The organism is Hanamia caeni (assembly GCF_003721595.1).
GTDB classification, from domain to species: domain Bacteria; phylum Bacteroidota; class Bacteroidia; order Chitinophagales; family Chitinophagaceae; genus Ginsengibacter; species Ginsengibacter caeni.
On sequence record NZ_RJJR01000009.1, the window covers coordinates 231,200 to 251,209 of the forward strand.

Here is a 20,010-nt window from a genome sequence, read left to right on the forward strand (position 1 = left end):
TTTTAATTTCGTCTATTCATTACCGTTAGCATGCAATATTTTGAGCATCACTACACCATGAGGGGCAACCTTAGCAGTAAAAGATTTTTTTAATAACCCCTGGTTGGCATGTCGCCACAGGTCTCTCATTTTTAGTTTTCCCTGCATATCCAAATCATTTTTCTTCAATTGAATTTTCAGAGATGAATTTGTTTTATTAAAAAGAATTACCGCTTTTGCTTCATCGCTCAATGGTTTCACCCAAATCTCATAATTCTTTTCTGAAACTATCCTGGTACCCTGCTTTCCTTCTTTATCCTGATTTATGGCAATCACTTCTTTATTGGTAATAATCTTTTTTATTTCCGGGGGCATATTGCGTACGTCATTTCCTAAAAATAAAGGAGCTGCCAGCAATGACCAAAAGCTAAACTGTGCCTGCTGCTCGGCTAATGTTTGTTTATTATTTCTGGCATAACCCACTATCAGGTTATCCGGGTCGTTCCAGTGTCCGGGGCCAGCATATTTTTCTTTTCCTAAAACCTGTGTTTCTAATGTTGAATACCAATTTTGATATGTTACTTCCGGATTTTTTTCAATAAACTTCACAATGTCGCCGCCGGTTCGCCATGTATTGCCGAGAGCAGCTCCCCAAAGATGTGTAGTATCACTATAAAAAATACAAAGATTAAAAATGACAGGCCTTCCTGTTGCCTTCAATGCATTGCCCATGCGGGTAAATAATTCTTTATCGGAATGTCCTTCTTTGTTGCCACAGGCGTCATATTTTAAATAATCAATACCCCATGAGGCGTAGGTTTTTGCATCAAGTTCTTCGTGGCCATAACTTCCGGGGTAGCCTGCGCAGGTGGTGGCGCCGGCAGAAGAATAGATACCTAATTTCAACCCGCGGGCGTGCAGGTAATCGGCAAGAAATTTCAGGCCATGCGGAAATCTTTTTTTATCTGCAAACTGCCTTCCGTTTTCATCACGCGTTTTGGCCATCCATCCATCATCCAATTGTAAAATAGTGTAGCCTAAATCGCGCAAGCCCGTGCTAACCATTGCATCAGCCGTCTCCATTATCTTTTTTTCATTGATGGTATCTACAAAAGGATACCAGCTTGACCACCCCATCGGCGGTGTTAATGCAAGGCCATTTTGCTGCGCTTTTATTGAGCTTGGGCTTAAAAAGAATACCAGCAATAAAAGATATTGTGCGAAATATTTTTTGTTCATGTTCAGGTTGCTTTTTTTATTTATTGGCATTTATTCTTTCAACAGGCAGTTTGCCTAAATAACGCATGGAAGCTTCAACGAAATAATAATCGGCATAACTTAAAGGAACATCTATTTCAGATTTAGCAGGAAGATTACCTACACTATGTTTTAACAGAAATCCGCCAACTTCATCGCCTTTGGATTTATAAGGTGGGGAAGATAAATTTTTCAAAATGGTAGCCGCTACATTTTTATATTCATTCTTTTCATTGCCGGATGTATAGCCTGCCAATTCTATTAACGCGCTGCTTATAATTGCTGCAGCCGAAGCATCGCGGTAAGCATTCGGAATGCCTGGTGCATTGAAATCCCAAAAAGGAATTTTATCGGACGGAAGATTAGGATGATGTAAAATAAAATCCGCTATATGCTTAGCCTGCTCAAGATATTTTTTATCCCCCGTTGTTCTGTACATCATTGTATAACCGTACAATCCCCATGCCTGTCCTCTGGCCCATGCCGATTCATCAGCGGCGCCCTGGTTGGTTATTTTTCGCTGCACCGCCCCTGTAGCTGGATTATAATCCACCACGTGATAAGAACTGTAATCAGGGCGAAAATGATTTTTCATAGTAGTATTGGCATGGGTAACAGCAATATGATAAAATGAAGAATCATGTGTTTTTTCAAAGGCATACATCAGCAATTCAAGATTCATCATGTTATCTATAATTACCAAAAAATGTGAAGGTGCTGAATTCCATGAACGAATACATCCAACTTTTGGATTGAATCGCGTGCTTAATGAACGGGCACTGTTTATCAAAATTGAATCGTATCCGGCATCTGGTGTAATGCGGACAGCATTCCCAAAACTGCAATACATCATAAATCCAAGGTCATGGGTAGTTTTGTTGAATTGTTCTTTCTCCAATAATTTCATTCGCGCAAATGCTGCATTCAATAAGGTTTTATCATTCGTGCACTGGTACAAATACAATAAGGTACCTGGAAAGAACCCGCTTACCCATCCATCGGGACTAGTGGTTTTTATTTCACCATTTTCAAAAGTCCGGGGCAAATATTCTAAAGGCGTTGCAGCCTGTAGTAATTTATACTGACGGGCCGACTGGGCCAAAACATCCTGAAGCTTTTTTACGAGCAGGGCCTTTTGGGAGGCGGCTATTTTTTTTTGTGAAGAACACCCATTTAATAAACAACAGGAAAAAATCAGGAATGCAAATACTTTTACCATAAATAATCTATTAAATTCCTTTAAACGAATTAGTCACAAATATTCATGTTTCACCCCAAACATGCTTGTATTTTTTGATGTAAAGAATGGATTATACAACTATATTTCATTTTATTATTCGAAATATTGGACTTTCAAAAATTTATTGTCAACGCTTTCTGCATTAGTGCAAACGGCAAGCACATTGTTAACGGCGCCTTTTGTAATCATGATTTGCCTGTTATTTTCTTTGATAACAATGCTTAAACGCTTGCGTTGAAAATCGTAAGGCACTTCATCAATTTTCTTAAAAGCATTTATATCTCTGTCCGAAGCTGCTTTGATGGCCTCGTCAATCGGATTATAGAATCCTGTTTGGAACGTTGCATTCAACAAGGCATACAATATAACTTTGTCGCTTTGTTTCCCGTTGCAATCAATAGCGTCTTTAAGCTTTACAATGCCTTCGGTAAGTGTGCCGGTTTTATCGCTGCATAAAATATCAATCTCACCAAGATTTTGAATAGCACTTAATTTTTTTACAATTACTTTTTTCCCTGCCATTCGTTTGGCGCCGGCGGCGAGGGTGATTGTAATGATAGCCGGCAACAACTCAGGTGCCAGTCCAACAGCCAGCGCCAGTGCGAATAAAATCGAATCAAATAAGGGTTTATGAAGCGATAGGTTAATAATTAAGATAGCTACTGAAATGACGATGGTCAAATACATGAGCAGGTAGCCAAACCTGTTTATGCCTTTCTCAAAAGCGGTGGGCGCCTGTTCTTTTTGAAGCGAATATCCAATCTTGCCGAGAATGGTTTTGTTGCCTGTGGTTACGGCAAGCACAGTTGCTGTGCCGTTGATAACACTTGTGCCTTTAAATACGGCATTGGTAACTTTTGATAAAGGCGCTCTTACAGTACAATCACCTGAAAACTTTTCTGAGGGAAAAGATTCGCCTGTAAGTACCGATTCGTTTACATGCAAATCATTTGATTGAATGATGTAACAATCCGCAGGAATAATATCACCGGCATTTAACAAGACAATATCTCCCGGAACTACTTCCTCAACCGGAATCTCCTTCTCAACATTATCTCTTTTTACAGCAGCCACGTTATGCACTAACCGGCGAAGCTTTTCAATAGCGTGGCCTGCACTTCTTTCCTGTATAAAGCCTAAAATGCCTGTTAGTAACAGTACAACAAGAATAATGATGCTCTCTGAGTATTCACCCAAAAAAGTTGAAAGAATAACAGCAAAGACGAGCAATAATATTAATGGATTTTTATATTGCGATATGAGCAGCAGTAAATCTTTTATCCATGGCTTTTTGATATTGGTTTTATCAATCCGCTGCTGTTGTTGCTGATAAGCTGCAGTTTCGGTTAAGCCTTCCATGGAAGTATTTAGCTGCTGGTATAATTCAGCTATCGTATGCGTCCAGAAAAATTCCAACGGAATGAGTATTTAGGTGAATGATAAAGGCGTTTTTATTTAGTGCACTATCCATTACTGTTTTGAACTAAAAAAAATAATAGCCCGTCATCTTCTATTCGTCATTTTCTCTTTCCACAGCAATCGTGCATTCGCCTATCAGGGCTGCCAGCGCGCCCACAGCAGCAAGTACGGGTGCGAGGATAGCGCCCACAACTCCAACAGTCAGAGGAAAGCTCATTAATTCCCTTCCTGATTTTTCCGTTACGGTTATTCGTCTTACATTCCCTTCATCAATTAATTCCTTCACTTTTTTAAGTAAATTTTCCCCGGTGGTCTTAAAAAATTCTGTTGTACCCATATCCTGTTTTTATTTTGAAAGATAAATTTAATGAAATTGCCGGTTGCTTTTTCCAAAAATACCGGCAACAGTCTATTACTGGAAAAGTGAGAGGCACCGGCTAAAATCTGATTGTCATTAATCTTTTCAATTCATCATTTCCAGGATGAAATATTGTGCGACTGATTAAAGAATATGCGCAATTTGTAAATTTTTCATTTTTTCTTTTTCCGCTTTTCTTATATTTTCAATTCCTTTTAAAATAGCATCGGGGTTAAAAGAAATACTGGTTATTTGTTCGTTTACTAAGAATTGGGCAAATTCCGGGAAGTCGCTTGGGGCCTGGCCGCACAAGCCTATTTTTCTTCCGGCTTTATGAGCTTTGGCAATCATCGTTGCAATCATTTCTTTAGGCGCTTCATTCTGTTCGCTGAACAAATCACTTATAATCGCGGAATCCCTGTCTATACCAAGAGTGAGTTGCGTAAGGTCATTTGAACCAATAGAAAAGCCATCAAATATTTTTGCAAACTTTTCTACCAGTATCACGTTGGAAGGTATTTCCGCCATCACATAAATTTCAAGACCATTCACATGCTGTTGCAGTCCGAAATTTTTCATGACTGCAATCACTTTGTTGCCTTCATCAATAGTCCGGCAAAAAGGAATCATCACTTTTACATTGGTGAATCCCATATCTTCTCTCACTTTTTTTATTGCCTCACATTCCAGCCGGAAACCTTCTCTATATCGTTCATTATAATACCTTGAAGCTCCACGGAAGCCGAGCGTCGGGTTTTCTTCCTTCGGCTCAAAGTCCTTTCCACCAATAAGGTTGGCATATTCATTGGTTTTAAAATCACTCATTCTTACAATGACGCCCTTGGGATAAAAAGCCGCAGCAATTGTTCCAATTCCCTGCGAAAGCTTATCAACAAAATATTTTCCTTTATCAGGATAATGATGCGTCAGTTCTTCAATTTGCTGCTTGGTTGCCGCATCATTCAGCTCATTAAACCTGACCAATGCCATCGGGTGAATCTTTATGGAATGCGTAATGAAAAATTCCATGCGCATCAATCCTACGCCGTCATTGGGGTAAAATGATAATTCAAATGCCTTGTCGGGATCGCCAACGATAAGCATTACTTCAGTGGTTTCAGGCTTTTTTATGGATGAAAAATCCAGGTCGGTAATTGTAAAATTTAATTTCCCTTTATACACAAAACCGGTTTTTCCTTCACTGCATGAAACCGTTATCAGTTCGCCATCCTTGATTTTATCAGTCGCATCGCCACTACCCACGATTGCAGGCACACCCATTTCCCTTGCAACAATAGATGCATGACTGGTTCTTCCACCTTTATTGGTGATGATGGCCGAGGCCTTCTGCAGCAGCGGATCCCAGTCGGGGCTGGTGGTGTCAGTAACGATGATTTCGCCCGCCTGTAATTTGCCGGCTTCATTTGGTGAATGTAGTATCCGCGCTATTCCACTGGTTATTTTGGAACCAATGGCTTCGCCCTGCACCAGCACAGTTCCTTTGTCCAGTAGTTTATATTCTTTTATCAGCAATGGATTTTTCCGGGAATGAACCGTTTCCGGCCTTGCCTGTATGATGAAGATTTCATTGGTGATGCCATCTTTTGCCCATTCAATATCCATTGGTTTTTGATAATGATTTTCTATAATCAATGCCCAGTGGGCCAGCCGGGTTATTTCTTCATTGCTCAGTACAAAAACTTCTTGCTTTTCTTTCGGCGTATCGGTATTAATAACCGATTCATTTTTATCGGAACTGTAGATCATAGTTTTCGCCTTGGTACCTAACTTCTTTTGCGTAATGACATTTTTTCCCTGGAGCAATGTCGGTTTAAAAACTAAAAATTCATCAGGCGTAACAGTGCCCTGCACAATGTTTTCGCCCAGCCCCCATACGCCGCTAATATGTACAATATCGCGGAAGCCCGATTCAGGTTCCAGCGTAAAGATGACGCCGGACGAAGCTTTATCCGAACGCACCATTTTCTGAACACCCACAGACAATGCTACTTTCTGATGCGCAAAACCATTTTCTTCCCTGTATTTGATAGCCCTGTCCGTATAAAGCGAAGCGAAGCATTTTTTTACTGCAATGAGTAAAGCTGCACAGCCACTAATATTCAGGTAACTTTCATGTTGACCGGCAAAGCTCGCCTGCGGCAAATCTTCTGCGGTAGCGCTGCTTCTCACGGCCACTTCGCAATCACCCGCACCGCATAATTCTTTATACGCCTGCAGGATGAAAGATTGAAGCTTTGGGGGAAGTTCACCAGCAAGCATCAGTTCTCTTGCTTTTGCACCGGTTTCATTAAGGTTAGCATAATTGTTTCTATCTAATTGATGCATCAGGTTATCCAACTTTGAATGTAAAGCGTTTTGCGTAAGAAATTCTTCAAAGGCATAGGCAGTCGTCGCAAACCCGTCAGGCACTGCAATGCCTTTTGAGGAAAGGTTTGAAAACATTTCGCCTAATGAAGAATTTTTACCGCCCACCTGCGCGGTATCCTGGATGCCGGTCTCGCTAAATTTTTTTATGTATTCATTCATATTCATAACATTAATTGCTTGCCGGATGCATCGTCATAACAGGCACATCGCTATGAAGAACGAGTTGTTTTGAAATGCTTCTATGAGCCAGCATTTCCAGTAATCCGCGCCTCTTTGGCAATGTGACCAATAAATCGATATTATTATCTTCAACAAAGGAAATAATGCCTTCATTCACATTTTCACCGGTTATCAAATGATATTGTGGCTTAAGAGGTGCCAGTATTTCCTGAAGCATACCGGATTCAAAAACCGTATCAGGTTGATAAGTTTCATCTTTGCCTGAATTAATTACGTGTAGCTCTGCCTGTAAATCCTCTACAAGTCGTTTTATTTCCTCAACAGGTGTGGAATTTATCACTTTAGTAAAATCGCAGGCAAGACCGATTTTTTTTATTTGTGAAAATCCGGCATGAGGTGGCACTGTGATTAACGGCCACATCAGGTGCTTCATCGCGTAAACCGTATGTCCGCCGAAAAGTAAACGTTGCGCAGCCGTGGTTCCCTGGCTGCCCATAATTACGACGTAGGGCTTTATTTCTTCACAAATATTTTTCAATTCAGGAAAGAAAACCCCGACAACGAATCTGCTTCGTATATTAAGATTGCCACCTGTCCTTACTATTAGTTGTTCTTTCAACTGCGACAAAGATTCTTCGGCATCAATCCTTGCTTGATCTGCCTCTGTAGCTACGGGGATCTCCAGATAAGCTACGGGGATTTGGTAAATATGTAACAGCAATAAATCAGCATTGGTCACCAACGCCATGTCTGCGGCATAATTAGCCGCATTGATGGATGCATCCGAAAAATCTACGGCTGTAATAATTGTTTTCATAAAAAAAATTATTCGTTAAAAATTTTTGATAAATGCTGTTTGGTCTATTCCTGTAAAAGTCTTCTTTTGCCAATTCCACATCTTCTAAAACTTTTCCATACACGTTTGTTATGAAACGATACTTTATTTTTTTAGAACATCTTTGCTTCTTACGCTTCCAATATCACTTTAAGCGCTTTTTCTTTGGCGGCGTCGCCAAAAGTTTTATAAGCCTCAATGATTTGTTCCAGCTTAAAATGATGCGTAATCAGTTTTTTGGCATCCAGCTTTCCCGACTGCACATTTTTAAAAAGCATCGGCGTAGTAACGGTATCCACAAGGCGCGTGGTAATGGAAATATTTCTTGACCATAAGGTTTCCAGGTGCAACTCAACACTTTTACCATGCACACCAATATTGGCAATGCAGCCTCCGGGTGCAATCACAAACTGGCACAACTCAAAAGTTGCCGGGATGCCTACCGCTTCAATCGCTGTATCCACGCCTTTTTCGCCTGTAAGCGCCATCACTTTTTCAATGGCATTTTCTTTACTGCTGTTGACGATACTGGTAGCGCCAAATGTTTTCGCAACCTGTAGCCTGTTGTCATCCACATCTATCATTATAATCTGGGCGGGTGTATAAAATTGTGCGGTAAGCAAGGCCGCCAGTCCAATTGGTCCGGCGCCTACTATCGCTACCGAATCACCGGGTTGTATCTTTCCGTTCAGTACACCGCATTCAAAACCGGTAGGCAGAATATCGCTTAACATTACCAGCGCTTCTTCATCGGCGCCTGCAGGTATCGGATACAGGCTGTTATCTGCATAAGGTATTCTTACATATTCAGCTTGTGTGCCATCAATCATATTGCCCAGTATCCATCCGCCCTTTTCGCAATGCGAATACATGCCCTTTTTGCAATACTCACATTTGCCGCACGAAGTGATGCAGGATATCAGCACATGATCGCCCTTTTTAAAATTGGCGACGCCGCTTCCTTTTTCTTCAATAATTCCTACACCTTCGTGGCCTAAGATTCTTCCATCAGTAACTGTTGGCACATCGCCCTTCATAATATGAAGATCTGTACCGCATATCGTGGTTTTAGTGATTTTGACGATAGCGTCTGTGGATTCCTGGATAGCAGGTAGGGGCTTTTCTTCCCATGATTGTTTGGCGGGGCCATGATAAACGAGAGCTTTCATACAACTTATTTTAATAGTAAAGAATATTGTAAAGTTGGTTTAAAGCCAACTCATAAAAGATGACAGCAGTCAGTATTAAAGATGATGCTGGTTTTGCAGACAAATTAACATGCAGATTATAAAAGAATAATTCCGGAAATTAAAATGATTATATATCCATAAATAATATAATCGAATCGTCGTAAGGCGATTTCACAATATTTGTTAGTTTACTGTAATAAAAAAAGTTGCAGAAGGGACTAGCTGGAAGGCCTTTATTGTCAAATTTTTGTTTTAATAAATTGAACCATCAAAAAGGGAAAGCATTATTGTTTGTTGGCCATAAATTGTCCCGGTTAGTATTTGCTAAAACAATCAACTTTTTGTCAATAAAAAAACTGTTCTTTGGCCAATTTCAAAGGGACAAACTGGAATCGGAGGTCAATTAAAATTGTGACAGGAGATCACTTAAGAAAGAAAGGAAATCAAATAAATCTTCAGAAACAGCTGCTTTTTTACTTTTGTTTTTGATTGTTTTTTCATCTATTTAATGGAGAGAGATACCAATATTCTGACAACAGTAACATAAGTACTTTTATTCCTCACTTTTTTTATTTTTCGGTTTGTGTTTCAACACTTTTGCCTCTGAATAAAAGATAATTTCTTCCGCCATATTTTTTGCCTGATCTCCCACTCTTTCCAGCTTTCTGATGGTTGATAAAATGTATAAAGCTGATTCAATCTTTGACGGATTGTCTTTGATAAAATCTGCAATAATACCGGCCGCATTTTTATTGATCTCGTCCAGCAGGTCATCTTTCTTAAAAACTTTTCTCGCAAGGTTTGTCTCTTCTTCTTCAAACGCGTTCATTACATCGATGACCATTTCATTGCCTTGGCGATACATTTCCAGAACACGGGTAATTTCAAATAAGCGAACATCAAAATCCTGCGGAATATCCATTACAAATTTGCCAATTCCTTCCGCGATATCACCGGTTCGTTCGAGGTTCATATTTATCTTTAAAACCGCCAGCACAAAGCGCAGATCAATAGCCACAGGCGCAAACAATGCAATGATGTCTTCACAATCACGATCAATTTTTAATTCAAATGCGTTCACTCTTTTTTCTGTAAGGACCACCTCACGTGCAAGATCGCGATCCATATTTTTTAACGCCTCCTCTGCTTTTTGCAATTGCGACAAAACCATTTCCCACATAGAAATCACTTGCCGTTTTAACTGTTGAATTTCATTATCGAGTGGGGTAAGTTTTTGATTCCATTTTAATAATGCCATAATTTATATTTTTAAATATTCTATCCAAAATGACCCCGGATATAATCCTGTGTCTTTTCATGTTTTGGATTGGTGAAAATCGTTTTCGTATTATTTGCTTCAATTAATTCACCCAGATAAAAAAAACCAGTTTTATCACTCACTCTTGCTGCCTGCTGCATATTATGTGTTACCATCAAAATCGTGTATTGCGCTTTCAATTCATGAATTAACTCTTCAATTTTGGCAGTGGAAACCGGGTCAAGCGCGGAAGTTGCTTCATCCAATAATAACATTTCCGGGTTCATCGATAATGCCCGTGCAATGCACAATCTTTGTTGCTGTCCGCCTGATAAAAAGGTTCCTCTTTTGTGAAGTGTGCTTCTCACTTCCATCCAAAGCGCAGCTCTTTTCAAAGAAGTTTCAACAATCTCATCCTTTTGTTGCTTGTTCAGTTTAATGCCATTTAAAATGTATCCGGCAATAACATTGTCATAGATACTCATCGTTGGAAATGGATTGGGACGTTGAAAAACCATACCTACTTTTCTTCTCAATAAAACGGGATTCATTTCATAAACTTCTTCACCGTTCAATTGCATGGAGCCTTCTGCTGTGGCGTTTGGCGCCAGTTCATGCATGCGATTGATACAGCGGATAAAAGTTGTTTTTCCGCAACCGGAAGGTCCCATAATTGCCCACACACTATTTTTATCAATGTCCAGGTTGATATTTTTAAGAATATGGTTTTCTCCAAAAAAAGCATCGAAATTCCTCACTTTTAAAACTGCACTTTCCATTTACGTTGAATAATTTTAGAAATAATATTTAAAATCAAAATCATCAGTATCAGCAACATCGAAGCGCCCCACGCAAGTTGATGCCAGTCTTCATAAGGACTTGTCGCATAATTGAAAATGATGAGCGGCAAGCTACTCATCGGTTTAAAAATATCAGTTGTCATAAACGGACTGCCAAAAGCAGTAAACAGCAAAGGCGCTGTTTCACCGACCACTCTTGAAATACTTAGAATAACACCGGTAAGGATTCCGCCCAAACCTGTTGGTACAATGACTTTCAACATGGTTTTATAATAAGGAACTCCAAGTGCAAGAGAAGCTTCTTTCAAAGATTCCGGTAAAAGCTTCAGCGTTTCTTCTGTCGATTTTATAATCGAAGGAAGCATCATCAAAGCAAGCGCAACACTTCCTGACAATGCTGAAAATCCGCCCATAGGCCTTACGATCCATTCGTAAATAATGATACCAATAACGATGGAAGGAATTCCCTGCAAAACATCAACAGCGAGGCGGCAATAATAAGCGAGCCTGGAATTTGTTTCTTCATTCAGATAAATCCCAATCACAATTCCAACAGGAATGGCGATGATGCAGGAAACTAATAAGATCAAAATGCTGCCAACCAATGCATTTGCAACACCGCCGCCAGTTTCACCTACAGGCTTTGGAAGATGTGTCAGAAATTGCCAGTTGATCGCAGAAATTCCCTGCCTGAAGATATAAAACAAAATAAATAATAACGGTAAAGTTGAAATGATCGTAGCCGCGATGATCACTCCTTTGAACCGTTTATTTTTCCGGTTTCTGTGAGCGATTTGTTTTTCGATTTCGCGCTTTGAATCACCCACATTTACCAAATCTGCTTTTCGCATTTCCATAAATTATTTATTCATCCACTAAAGAGTAAAGCGTTTAATAATTTGTTTACCAATAATGTTGATCACCGTGGCCACTACAAATAAAAACAAGCCCATTTCTATCAACGCTGATGTGTATAATTTTCCCGTTGCTTCAGAAAATTCATTGGCGATCACGCTTGCCATGGTGTTTCCCGGGCTAAAGATTCCTGTTGGAATTGAATGCGTATTTCCAATCAACATGGTCACTGCCATGGTTTCTCCGAGAGCTCTTCCCAAAGCCAGCAGTAAACCAGCAAATAAACCGGATTTTGTATATGGGATAATGATCTTTGTAATGACTTCAAATCTTGTTGCACCAAGTGAATAAGCTGCTTCTTTCAAATGATCAGGCACCATTGAAATTACCTGTCTTGACAATGAAACAGAAAAGGGAAGAATCATGATTGCAAGGATAATTGAAGAAGTAAAAATGCCAACTCCATAAGGCGGAACATTCAATTTCATTTCAATGATCCGGACAATTGGAACCAAAACAAACAAGCCCCAAAAGCCATAAATCACGGAAGGAATTCCTGCAAGTAGATCGATCACATTTTTAAACGTTTCTGCAACAATTCCTTTCTTGTAATATTCACCCAAAAAAATGGAAACAGCAATCGAAAAAGGCGTAGAAATTAGCAGCGCCAAAAAAGATGTTAACAGCGTTCCAACAAGAAAAGGCAAAGCACCATATTCATCCGCAACAGGGTCCCAGGCTTTATCATAAAAAAATCCCGCGCCTAATGCTTTTATCGAGGGAAACGAATTGACCAGCAGGGTAAAAAAAATGGCTATTAAAATAATGACTGCCACGATTGCCGAAATCGTCAGCGTTTTTTTAAATGCCTTTTCTTTAAAATTAATTCCGTTGTTTTTAAATGTAATTGCGGGTATCATTCTGTTTTAATTATTAACGGTATTGCGAACTTCATAAAAATGAGTTTACAATACCTTTTCTGACATTATTTAATGCTATTATTGCAAGGGTTTATTACCATAAGTCACTGATTTTAAAATCTCTTCCGCCTTCTTCACCGCTGCATCAGGCAAAGGAGCGTAACCCAGGGATTCGGCATATTTCTGTCCATCATGAATTACATAATTTACCAAATCAACCGTTGCTTTTGCAGATGCTTCGGTTCTGTTATCATACTTCTGATCTTTATACAATAACAGATAAGTAAAACTGCAAATCGGATAGCCATTCGGAGCGTCTGTGTTTGTTAAGGAAACTCTCATGTCTGCAGGAAGATCAATATTTGCTGCTGCGCTTGTGGATTGTAAACTTGCGTCTACAAAATTCCCGGCTTTGTTTTTTAATTGTGCGGCCGGCATTTTATTTTGAAGCGCATAGACCAGTTCCACATAGCCAACGCTTCCGGGCGTTTGTTTTACCAATCCGCTAACGCCTTCGTTTCCTTTGGCGCCTAATCCCACAGGCCAATCCAACGACTTTCCTTTACCTGGTTTTGTATTCCATTCCGGACTTACTTTTGATAAGTAATCAGAGAAAATATAAGTAGTGCCGCTTCCGTCAGAACGATGAACAACAGAAATAGGCAGATCAGGAAGTTTTACGCCGGGATTAATAGCAACGATATTCGGATCGTTCCATTTTTTGACTTTTCCTAAAAAAATGTTTGCCAACAATTCAGGAGTAAATTTCAAAACCGGATCGCCGGGTAAATTATACGTGATGATCACCGCGCCCAAACAAGTTGGAATATGAACGATGGGTGCAGGAGATTTGCTCAATTCTTCATCGCTCATCGGTGCATCAGAAGCTCCGAAATCAACTGTTTTATTTTGCATTTGTTTGATGCCACCGCCTGAGCCAATGGATTGATAATTGACTTTAATTCCTTTTTCCTTATTGTAAACATCAAATACTTTTGAATAAAAAGGATAAGGAAATGTAGCGCCGGCCCCGAGTATTCCATTAGTGCTTACATCTGACGTCTTATTGCCATCTTCTTTTTGAGAATTATTACCGCCGCAAGAGGCTAAAGCTAAAGCGACGATTAATAGTGGTAAAATAAGTTTTCTAAAGTTCATAATTTTAGTTTGAGTTGTTTTAATTTATTTATTGAATAAGAAATAAAGTGTGATCCTGCCTTCGAGGTCGTAGTCATTTTTTAATTTTCCTGTTGCATCCGGCATTTTGCTGTGAAACTGATCATACCACAGGTTTGGCATAATGTGAACATTTTTGTAAGGGATAAAATCGAGGCCAATAGTTGCAAAAGATTCTTTATTACTGTTGTACGAACCGAGATATTTATTATCGGAATTGAACTTCGAATCAGGATTATACATATCAAAACGGGCGAAGAAGTTCAGTTTATCTTTTGTCAATTGTTGGGTCAGAAAGAATGAAATTCCGGAAGGCTTCACATCAGAAAAAGCTGTATCAATACCGGTTAGGTAAGTAGAGTTGTTAGTTTGTACCTGCCGGAAAGCTTCTACTCCAACCGTGGTTGCAGACGACTTGTAAGCAGCAAATACTTTTATTGTAGATATATTTTTTTGAATCGGAGAAAGCGCTGCTCTGCCAACTTCATAATTTCCCTGGATCACCAGTTTTTTATCGAGAAAATAAGCATAGAGCGAAGTGTATAGCTTTTTAAAATTATTGTTTTCAACCCTGGCGCCATTATTATTTCCAACCATCAGGTCATAACCAATGTTTTCATTTTTCCCGATCTTTCCGGAGATGGCAATACCCAAATCAGTTGAACTGGAAATTCCTCTCATATCAGCAATTGTTTTTTCAATTGAACGGTATCCCCATATTCCTTCTGATAAAGTAGAAAACGTAGGCGTGGCCTGCTGTCCGGCAATGATCGTTGCACGGGGGATAACATTTTTAAATCGGATGTTCATTGCTTTAACATACACCGCACGATTGTTGTCTGTCAGCACATCAGGATTATTTGTATTCGCTTCAAAAGTAGATTCATGCGCTAATAAAAACTGTGAAGAAACATTTGGAGAAAATTGGTAGTCATATCCCAGGTAGATACGCCGAAAATTAAAAGAGTTATAATCCTGCGGCAGCTTTGAATATTGAACGTTTCCGCGCTTTTCCGCATCTGCATGAAGTTTATAAGCATAATCTCCAAACGCATAACCCCATATCTTTCCGGAAGGTTTGAATTCGGTTTTTGTTTTTATAGAATCTTGTGCCGCTGCATTGATCGAGACAATCAATAAAATAATACCGATTAAAGAGGAGGAAGATATAGTTTTTAAAAGCGCGCTCCTTTTTTGCATAAAATTTTTTTAGATGCAAAATTCACACCGCAATGTTAACCCATTGTTACGGCAAGATTAAATTAATATTAACAAACGCAGTAATCTCCCGGCTGATCATTAAATCTTATTTCCACGCTTAGGGAATCTCTTTGCCAAATTTGATGCTTTTTATTTGCTGCATTTACTTCATAAAGCCTCCAACTGGCGCAGGTCTCCAGAGCTGTGATAGTTCGTTACTAATCTGAATAAGTGATTTGCTGGCACAGGTCTGGAGACCTGCGAGCAAAGGCAATGATTAGTTCTTTATTTTCTTTAACTGCCAGCAAAGGCAGCCATTGATGGATAGTTGCGGTAAAAAAATAAGTTCTGTTGATTTCAGAATAAGATTTTCTTTGAATTTGCATAGCACAATCTGTTATCTGGATTTAAAAATTAAAAAATACCGTTTCGTGTGTCACGAACCAAGGAAGGGGTTACAATCGCCGGCTTAGATCAATTGTTGTTGAGAATAGACTCTTGAGCTATTCAATTAGGTTCCCTTAGCTTCCTTAATTAAATTAATAACCGTCTGTACATCTACCCAGATATAATGAAGAACTGGATTGTTACCAAGATTTAGAAACCCATAATAATTACCCAAAATGGTTTTCTCAGGTGTTAATGATTTATCCAATGTAAAGCAATTTAGTGTGAAAATCCAAACGACTGTTTTCTGGTTTACGTATATCTTTAAATAACTTAGGATAAAATGTTTTATTAATAAAACTTTCTTCATTCTCGTCAGGAACATGTCTATTAAACTCAATATCAGTAAATATAAGTGAGCAAAAGCTGATGATGATGCGCCCATAGTGAATTCTTTATTTAAAAAAGCCAATCCCTTCTTTCAAAAAACCAATAATTATTTTTTATAGTGAATTCCTTCTTTCAAAAAGTGAATAATTATTTTTTAAAGCGAATCTTTAATCAAAAAAAGTGAATTCCTTCTTTCAAAAAACGAATATTTATTTTTTATGGTGAATTCTGTCTTTAAAAATGAAATTTTTGAGTTTTTATTGGTAACATTTTGTCTGAAAAGCGGATTTTTTCGTCAAAAAAACCAATAATTATTTTTTATAGTGAATTCCTTCGTCAAAAAAGTGAATAATTATTTTTTAAAGTGAATCCCTTGATAAAAAAAGTGAATCCCTTCGTCAAAAAAATGAATAATTATTTTTTATAGCGAATTCCTTCGTCAAAAAAATGAATAATTATTTTTTATGGCGAATTTTTTCTCTTAAAAAATGCGGATGTTTTCGAAGAACCGGGGCTGTTTGATGAAGGAGGTAAAAATTAAAAAATCAAAAATTGAGGGTTTTTGCAGGCCGGCCATGTAAAATTTACAGTTGATGGCTGGGTTGCCCACCTTCTATCAATTAAAAATGGACGATATTTAAAAACAAATACAATAGATAAATTAGTACGATAAACTCCTAAATCCTATTTTGCAGAACCTGGAAACAACTTGTGCACAGGCGCACGCAATAAAACTACAGATCAAAAATTTATACTTATGAAATTTCATATTATTTGCTGCCTTCTCCTTTTTTCTTTCACTGCAAAGGCGCAGCCCGTAAAGGTTCACGGGCAACTGCATGTAGAAGGTACGCAATTGAAAGATGAAAAAAATAAAGAGGTTGTATTGAGGGGCATGAGTTTTGGCTGGCACAACTGGTGGCCGCAGTTTTATAATGCAGATGCGGTAAAATGGCTCGCTAAAGATTGGAATTGTTCTGTAGTGCGCGCTGCCATGGGGGTTGAACCAAAGGATGGCTACCTTGATAAACCCGAATGGTCAAAAGAAAAGATTGAAGCGGTGGTGGATGCTGCCATCAAACAGGGAATTTATGTAATTATTGACTGGCATTCGCATCATATCAAAACCGAAGAAGCAAAAGCGTTCTTTACAGAGATGGCGAATAAATACGGCAAGTATCCTAATATCATTTATGAAATTTATAATGAGCCGGAATACGATACCTGGCCGCAGGTGAAGGAATATTCTGTTGCGGTGATATCCGCTATCAGAGCTATAGATAAAAACAATATTATCATCGTGGGAAGCCCTCACTGGGACCAGGATGTGGATGTAGCTGCTGCTGATCCCATCACCGGCTTCAACAATCTCATGTATTCATTGCATTATTATGCGGCTACTCATAAACAGGAATTACGCGATAAGGCTGATGCCGCTTTGAAAAGAGGATTGCCACTTTTTATTTCTGAATCCGCCGGCATGGAAGCTTCTGGCGATGGCAAAATCAATAAGGAAGAATGGCAAAAATGGATCAATTGGTCAGAACAACGAAAGATTAGCTGGATAACCTGGTCAGTGGCAGACAAGAATGAAAGCTGCTCTGTGCTTAAGGCCGGCGCCCCTGCCAATGGAAACTGGCAATTGAATGACCTGAAAGAATCAGGCATTATGGCCAGGGAATACTTAAGGCAACTGAACAAGAAAAAAATCCTGAACCTGATTAATTCAAATTAATTTGATGAATCCTTTTTTATAATTGAACCACCTTTTGGGCCTTACTGCTTTCAAAAGCAGCTTCAATAACCCGGATTACATTCATCCCTTCATCTGCAGTTACCGGCACGGGTTTGTTATTGCGAATAGCTTCATAAATGCCGGAATAATAATCGTCGTAATTTCCTTGTTCACTGTCAATATATTTTCTTTCTTCCACTCCGTTAATCTCCGTATGCAATAAGCCTTTCTCTGTTTCAGGCTCCGTGCCCCAATCCGGGCCACCGGGAATATTTCCGGCCTGCAGCAACGCTTCCTGCACGTCCGTTTTTGGTTTGATAAAAGAACCTTTTAATCCATGAATAATATAGCCGGGCAAGGCTTCCCTTACAGAATAACTGGCTTTTAGCCTGACTCTTAAATTGGGATAATACAATAACACTTCAAAATAATCATCCACTTTGGAAACCGGCCGTATAATGCGGATGTCAGCGAAAAGCTTTGCAGGCCATCCAAACAATTGCAAAGCCTGGTCGATGAGGTGCGCGCCCAAATCGTATAACACACCTGTGCCGGGACCTGGAATTTCCTTATGTTGTTTTGGACTCAGATCTTCGCGATAGCGGTCAAAATGAAATTCAGCCTCCACTACTGCTCCCAATAATTTTTTATCCAAAACTTTTTTAATCGTTTTATAATCGCTGTCGTAGCGCCTGTTTTGATACACTGAAAGTATTTTGTTTTTCTTTTTTGCAAGTTCAATCAGTTGTTGCGCTTCCTTTACTGTTACGGTAAAAGGCTTTTCAACAATTACATGTTTGCCTGCCTGCAAAGCTTTTTGCGCATATTCAAAATGGGTATAGTTCGGTGTGTTTACAATTACCAACTCCACCAATTCATCGCTGAGCATTTCATCGAGGCTGCGATACGTGATAACGTTGGGAAATTTTTTTTGAGCCTCATTTTTAGTTCTTTCCCAAACGGCATAAAAATTAAAGCCGGGGTTAATGCTTAAGAATGGAGAATGAAAAACCAGCCCGCTCATGCCGAACGAACACAAGGCTGTTTTAATTGGAGTAGTCATGATTACATTTTAAATATTAGTAAAAGCTATTTCAGATATTTCCAAAAGTAAAAAAGTAAAATTTATTTGGATAAAAACAATAAATAAAAAAGAATCCCGTTTTTGTCTGAAATAAATTAAAGGTTGCATTGCATCCTTACATCTTCTAATTAAAATTGAAACGTACAAACTAACAAAATGAAAAAGATTATTTTCTCTGCAGCCATTTTATTGTGCTCAACAGCCATTTTTGCTCAAACCGACAATGTACAACCCAATGTTATTAAACTCAATCCTTTGGGAGCGTTTTTTGGCAGCGCCAATCTTGGCTTTGAACACGCCTTCAATGAAAAATCTTCAGTGGTAATTCTGCCTTCGTTCGGAATGCTTAAATCTTCCGGGTTTAAATATACCACTTACGGGATTGGAGCAGAATATCGTTTATATTTTACCGGCACGGCTCCAAGAGGAACTTACGTTGCGCCGGGCCTATCCGCTCAATTCGGAACTGCAAAAGTTGAAGATTCAGAAGGCGCCGGTCAAAAAACCAATATTTCCGGTTTTTCAGCAAAGGCGGTAATCGGCCACCAGTGGATTTGGAACAGCGGATTTACTTTGGATTTGAATGGTGGAATTCAATATGTTGATTTCAGCTTCAAAGACAAAACAGGTGACTTCGCCGGTCAGAACGCATTAAGCGGAATTTTACCAGCGCTCAATTTTTCCATCGGCTATAATTTTTAAGTATTAAAATTTAGAAAAAAAGCCGTTGCTGAGAAGTGACGGTTTTTTTATTTCAAAAACCAATAACAGAAAATAAATTTAAATTATTTATTAGTTTACTGCAAATGAATTACTCTCCCCCACCCTTATCGCCTACAAACCAATTCTCTTTGTTTTTAAACAATACATTAAAAGTGGTAAGTGTACCGTAAATGCGGGTGATGTATTGCTGAAGATTTACTTTGTCTTCGTCACTCAATATTTTATGCGCATTGATTTGCTGCTCCATCACGCGAAGCCTGTCGCGAAGCATTACAATCTTGTGGAAGAAAACATCAATTGGAATTTCTTTTGCTTTCTGCGTTTTATCTGCCGGCTGCAAAACCATGGTGCCTCCTTGCCACCTGTCGCCAAGCGGCACTATTTCAGAGGCATCGCTCCAAAGCCGCAGGATTTTTAATAATGATTTTTCTACCTCGCTGGTGGTTTCCAATTCGAGCGTTACATTCTCCGGAATAATTTCTTCCAGCCTGTCGTCATTCTTATCAATTTCTTTAATGCCGTCGCTGATAAAAGAAACAAGGTACGTTGCCAGGCGCACACCCACTATTACTCCGGGGCCATACTGAGGATGCTGAAGCCTGGTACCGACTCCAAGGGTTAATTGCTCCATAAAAG

The 20,010-nt window shown here is 39.1% G+C and carries 18 protein-coding genes; 2 read left to right on the forward strand and 16 right to left on the reverse strand.

The genetic code is table 11. The features are described 5' to 3' along the window. Positions 1-12: 12 nt before the first annotated feature. The 14 genes from EFY79_RS12655 to EFY79_RS21435 form a co-directional block, all read right to left on the reverse strand. Positions 13-1,218 (reverse strand): glycoside hydrolase family 27 protein, encoded by a 1,206-nt coding sequence (locus tag EFY79_RS12655; RefSeq protein WP_158605209.1) that lies wholly within the window; start codon positions 1,216-1,218, stop codon positions 13-15. A gap of 16 nt (positions 1,219-1,234) precedes the next feature. Then, complete coding sequence (locus EFY79_RS12660; RefSeq protein ID WP_123121078.1) at positions 1,235-2,455, reverse strand: glycoside hydrolase family 88 protein; 1,221 nt, start codon at positions 2,453-2,455, stop codon at positions 1,235-1,237. Between the two features lie 114 nt (positions 2,456-2,569). Further along, entirely contained in the window at positions 2,570-3,892 is a 1,323-nt protein-coding gene (locus EFY79_RS12665) for a cation-translocating P-type ATPase (RefSeq protein WP_233577996.1), read from the reverse strand. A 94-nt stretch (positions 3,893-3,986) separates the two neighbouring features. Then, entirely contained in the window at positions 3,987-4,232 is a 246-nt protein-coding gene (locus tag EFY79_RS12670) for a DUF4342 domain-containing protein (RefSeq protein ID WP_123121079.1), read from the reverse strand. 165 nt (positions 4,233-4,397) lie between these two features. After that, entirely contained in the window at positions 4,398-6,800 is a 2,403-nt protein-coding gene (ppsA, locus tag EFY79_RS12675) for a phosphoenolpyruvate synthase (RefSeq protein WP_123121126.1), read from the reverse strand. Positions 6,801-6,810: 10 nt separating this feature from the next. Then, entirely contained in the window at positions 6,811-7,638 is an 828-nt protein-coding gene (locus tag EFY79_RS12680) for a universal stress protein (RefSeq protein ID WP_123121080.1), read from the reverse strand. A gap of 149 nt (positions 7,639-7,787) precedes the next feature. Further along, positions 7,788-8,825: a zinc-dependent alcohol dehydrogenase family protein gene (locus EFY79_RS12685; RefSeq protein WP_123121081.1), complete on the reverse strand. Its 1,038-nt coding sequence runs from the start codon at positions 8,823-8,825 to the stop codon at positions 7,788-7,790. Positions 8,826-9,399: 574 nt separating this feature from the next. Beyond that, positions 9,400-10,104, reverse strand: a complete 705-nt coding sequence (phoU, locus tag EFY79_RS12695) for a phosphate signaling complex protein PhoU (RefSeq protein WP_123121083.1) — start codon at positions 10,102-10,104, stop codon at positions 9,400-9,402. Between the two features lie 20 nt (positions 10,105-10,124). Beyond that, entirely contained in the window at positions 10,125-10,883 is a 759-nt protein-coding gene (pstB, locus tag EFY79_RS12700; RefSeq protein WP_123121084.1) for a phosphate ABC transporter ATP-binding protein PstB, read from the reverse strand. Further along, positions 10,865-11,755 (reverse strand): phosphate ABC transporter permease PstA, encoded by an 891-nt coding sequence (gene pstA / locus EFY79_RS12705; RefSeq protein WP_123121127.1) that lies wholly within the window; start codon positions 11,753-11,755, stop codon positions 10,865-10,867. The genes pstB and pstA overlap by 19 nt, the downstream gene beginning before the upstream one ends. A gap of 24 nt (positions 11,756-11,779) precedes the next feature. Beyond that, entirely contained in the window at positions 11,780-12,679 is a 900-nt protein-coding gene (gene pstC / locus EFY79_RS12710; protein WP_123121085.1) for a phosphate ABC transporter permease subunit PstC, read from the reverse strand. A gap of 78 nt (positions 12,680-12,757) precedes the next feature. After that, on the reverse strand, positions 12,758-13,837 hold the full coding sequence (gene pstS, locus EFY79_RS12715) for a phosphate ABC transporter substrate-binding protein PstS (protein WP_123121086.1): 1,080 nt from the start codon (positions 13,835-13,837) through the stop codon (positions 12,758-12,760). Positions 13,838-13,861: 24 nt separating this feature from the next. Further along, positions 13,862-15,055: a hypothetical protein gene (locus tag EFY79_RS12720; protein ID WP_123121087.1), complete on the reverse strand. Its 1,194-nt coding sequence runs from the start codon at positions 15,053-15,055 to the stop codon at positions 13,862-13,864. 218 nt (positions 15,056-15,273) lie between these two features. Further along, positions 15,274-15,441 (reverse strand): hypothetical protein, encoded by a 168-nt coding sequence (locus EFY79_RS21435; RefSeq protein WP_158605210.1) that lies wholly within the window; start codon positions 15,439-15,441, stop codon positions 15,274-15,276. 1,148 nt (positions 15,442-16,589) lie between these two features. Between EFY79_RS21435 and EFY79_RS12730 the strand changes: the two genes are divergently transcribed. Next, positions 16,590-17,567, forward strand: coding sequence for a glycoside hydrolase family 5 protein (locus EFY79_RS12730; RefSeq protein ID WP_123121128.1), 978 nt, complete (start codon positions 16,590-16,592; stop codon positions 17,565-17,567). Positions 17,568-17,583: 16 nt separating this feature from the next. Here EFY79_RS12730 and EFY79_RS12735 read toward each other — a convergent pair whose 3' ends face one another. Then, on the reverse strand, positions 17,584-18,630 hold the full coding sequence (locus tag EFY79_RS12735) for a Gfo/Idh/MocA family oxidoreductase (protein ID WP_123121089.1): 1,047 nt from the start codon (positions 18,628-18,630) through the stop codon (positions 17,584-17,586). A gap of 177 nt (positions 18,631-18,807) precedes the next feature. Between EFY79_RS12735 and EFY79_RS12740 the strand changes: the two genes are divergently transcribed. After that, positions 18,808-19,353, forward strand: a complete 546-nt coding sequence (locus EFY79_RS12740; RefSeq protein ID WP_123121090.1) for a DUF3575 domain-containing protein — start codon at positions 18,808-18,810, stop codon at positions 19,351-19,353. Positions 19,354-19,462: 109 nt separating this feature from the next. On the opposite strand, the gene EFY79_RS12745 is transcribed toward EFY79_RS12740, so the two are convergent. Next, the gene (locus EFY79_RS12745) at positions 19,463-20,005 is read right to left on the reverse strand and encodes a hypothetical protein (RefSeq protein WP_123121091.1); all 543 of its coding nucleotides are present in this window, start codon (positions 20,003-20,005) and stop codon (positions 19,463-19,465) included. Positions 20,006-20,010: the final 5 nt, after the last annotated feature.

Excerpts from the sequence above, each read along its gene's own strand:
- EFY79_RS12745 (WP_123121091.1), bottom strand. The coding sequence starts at position 20,005 with ATGGAGCAATTAACCCTTGGAGTCGGTACCAGGCTTCAGCATCCTCAG.
- EFY79_RS12685 (WP_123121081.1), bottom strand. The coding sequence starts at position 8,825 with ATGAAAGCTCTCGTTTATCATGGCCCCGCCAAACAATCATGGGAAGAA.
- EFY79_RS12730 (WP_123121128.1), top strand. The coding sequence starts at position 16,590 with ATGAAATTTCATATTATTTGCTGCCTTCTCCTTTTTTCTTTCACTGCA.
- ppsA (WP_123121126.1), bottom strand. The coding sequence starts at position 6,800 with ATGAATGAATACATAAAAAAATTTAGCGAGACCGGCATCCAGGATACC.
- pstB (WP_123121084.1), bottom strand. The coding sequence starts at position 10,883 with ATGGAAAGTGCAGTTTTAAAAGTGAGGAATTTCGATGCTTTTTTTGGA.
- EFY79_RS12740 (WP_123121090.1), top strand. The coding sequence starts at position 18,808 with ATGAAAAAGATTATTTTCTCTGCAGCCATTTTATTGTGCTCAACAGCC.
- pstS (WP_123121086.1), bottom strand. The coding sequence starts at position 13,837 with ATGAACTTTAGAAAACTTATTTTACCACTATTAATCGTCGCTTTAGCT.
- EFY79_RS12670 (WP_123121079.1), bottom strand. The coding sequence starts at position 4,232 with ATGGGTACAACAGAATTTTTTAAGACCACCGGGGAAAATTTACTTAAA.
- EFY79_RS12720 (WP_123121087.1), bottom strand. The coding sequence starts at position 15,055 with ATGCAAAAAAGGAGCGCGCTTTTAAAAACTATATCTTCCTCCTCTTTA.
- pstA (WP_123121127.1), bottom strand. The coding sequence starts at position 11,755 with ATGCGAAAAGCAGATTTGGTAAATGTGGGTGATTCAAAGCGCGAAATC.
- pstC (WP_123121085.1), bottom strand. The coding sequence starts at position 12,679 with ATGATACCCGCAATTACATTTAAAAACAACGGAATTAATTTTAAAGAA.
- EFY79_RS21435 (WP_158605210.1), bottom strand. The coding sequence starts at position 15,441 with ATGCAAATTCAAAGAAAATCTTATTCTGAAATCAACAGAACTTATTTT.
- EFY79_RS12660 (WP_123121078.1), bottom strand. The coding sequence starts at position 2,455 with ATGGTAAAAGTATTTGCATTCCTGATTTTTTCCTGTTGTTTATTAAAT.
- phoU (WP_123121083.1), bottom strand. The coding sequence starts at position 10,104 with ATGGCATTATTAAAATGGAATCAAAAACTTACCCCACTCGATAATGAA.
- EFY79_RS12735 (WP_123121089.1), bottom strand. The coding sequence starts at position 18,630 with ATGACTACTCCAATTAAAACAGCCTTGTGTTCGTTCGGCATGAGCGGG.
- EFY79_RS12680 (WP_123121080.1), bottom strand. The coding sequence starts at position 7,638 with ATGAAAACAATTATTACAGCCGTAGATTTTTCGGATGCATCCATCAAT.
- EFY79_RS12655 (WP_158605209.1), bottom strand. The coding sequence starts at position 1,218 with ATGAACAAAAAATATTTCGCACAATATCTTTTATTGCTGGTATTCTTT.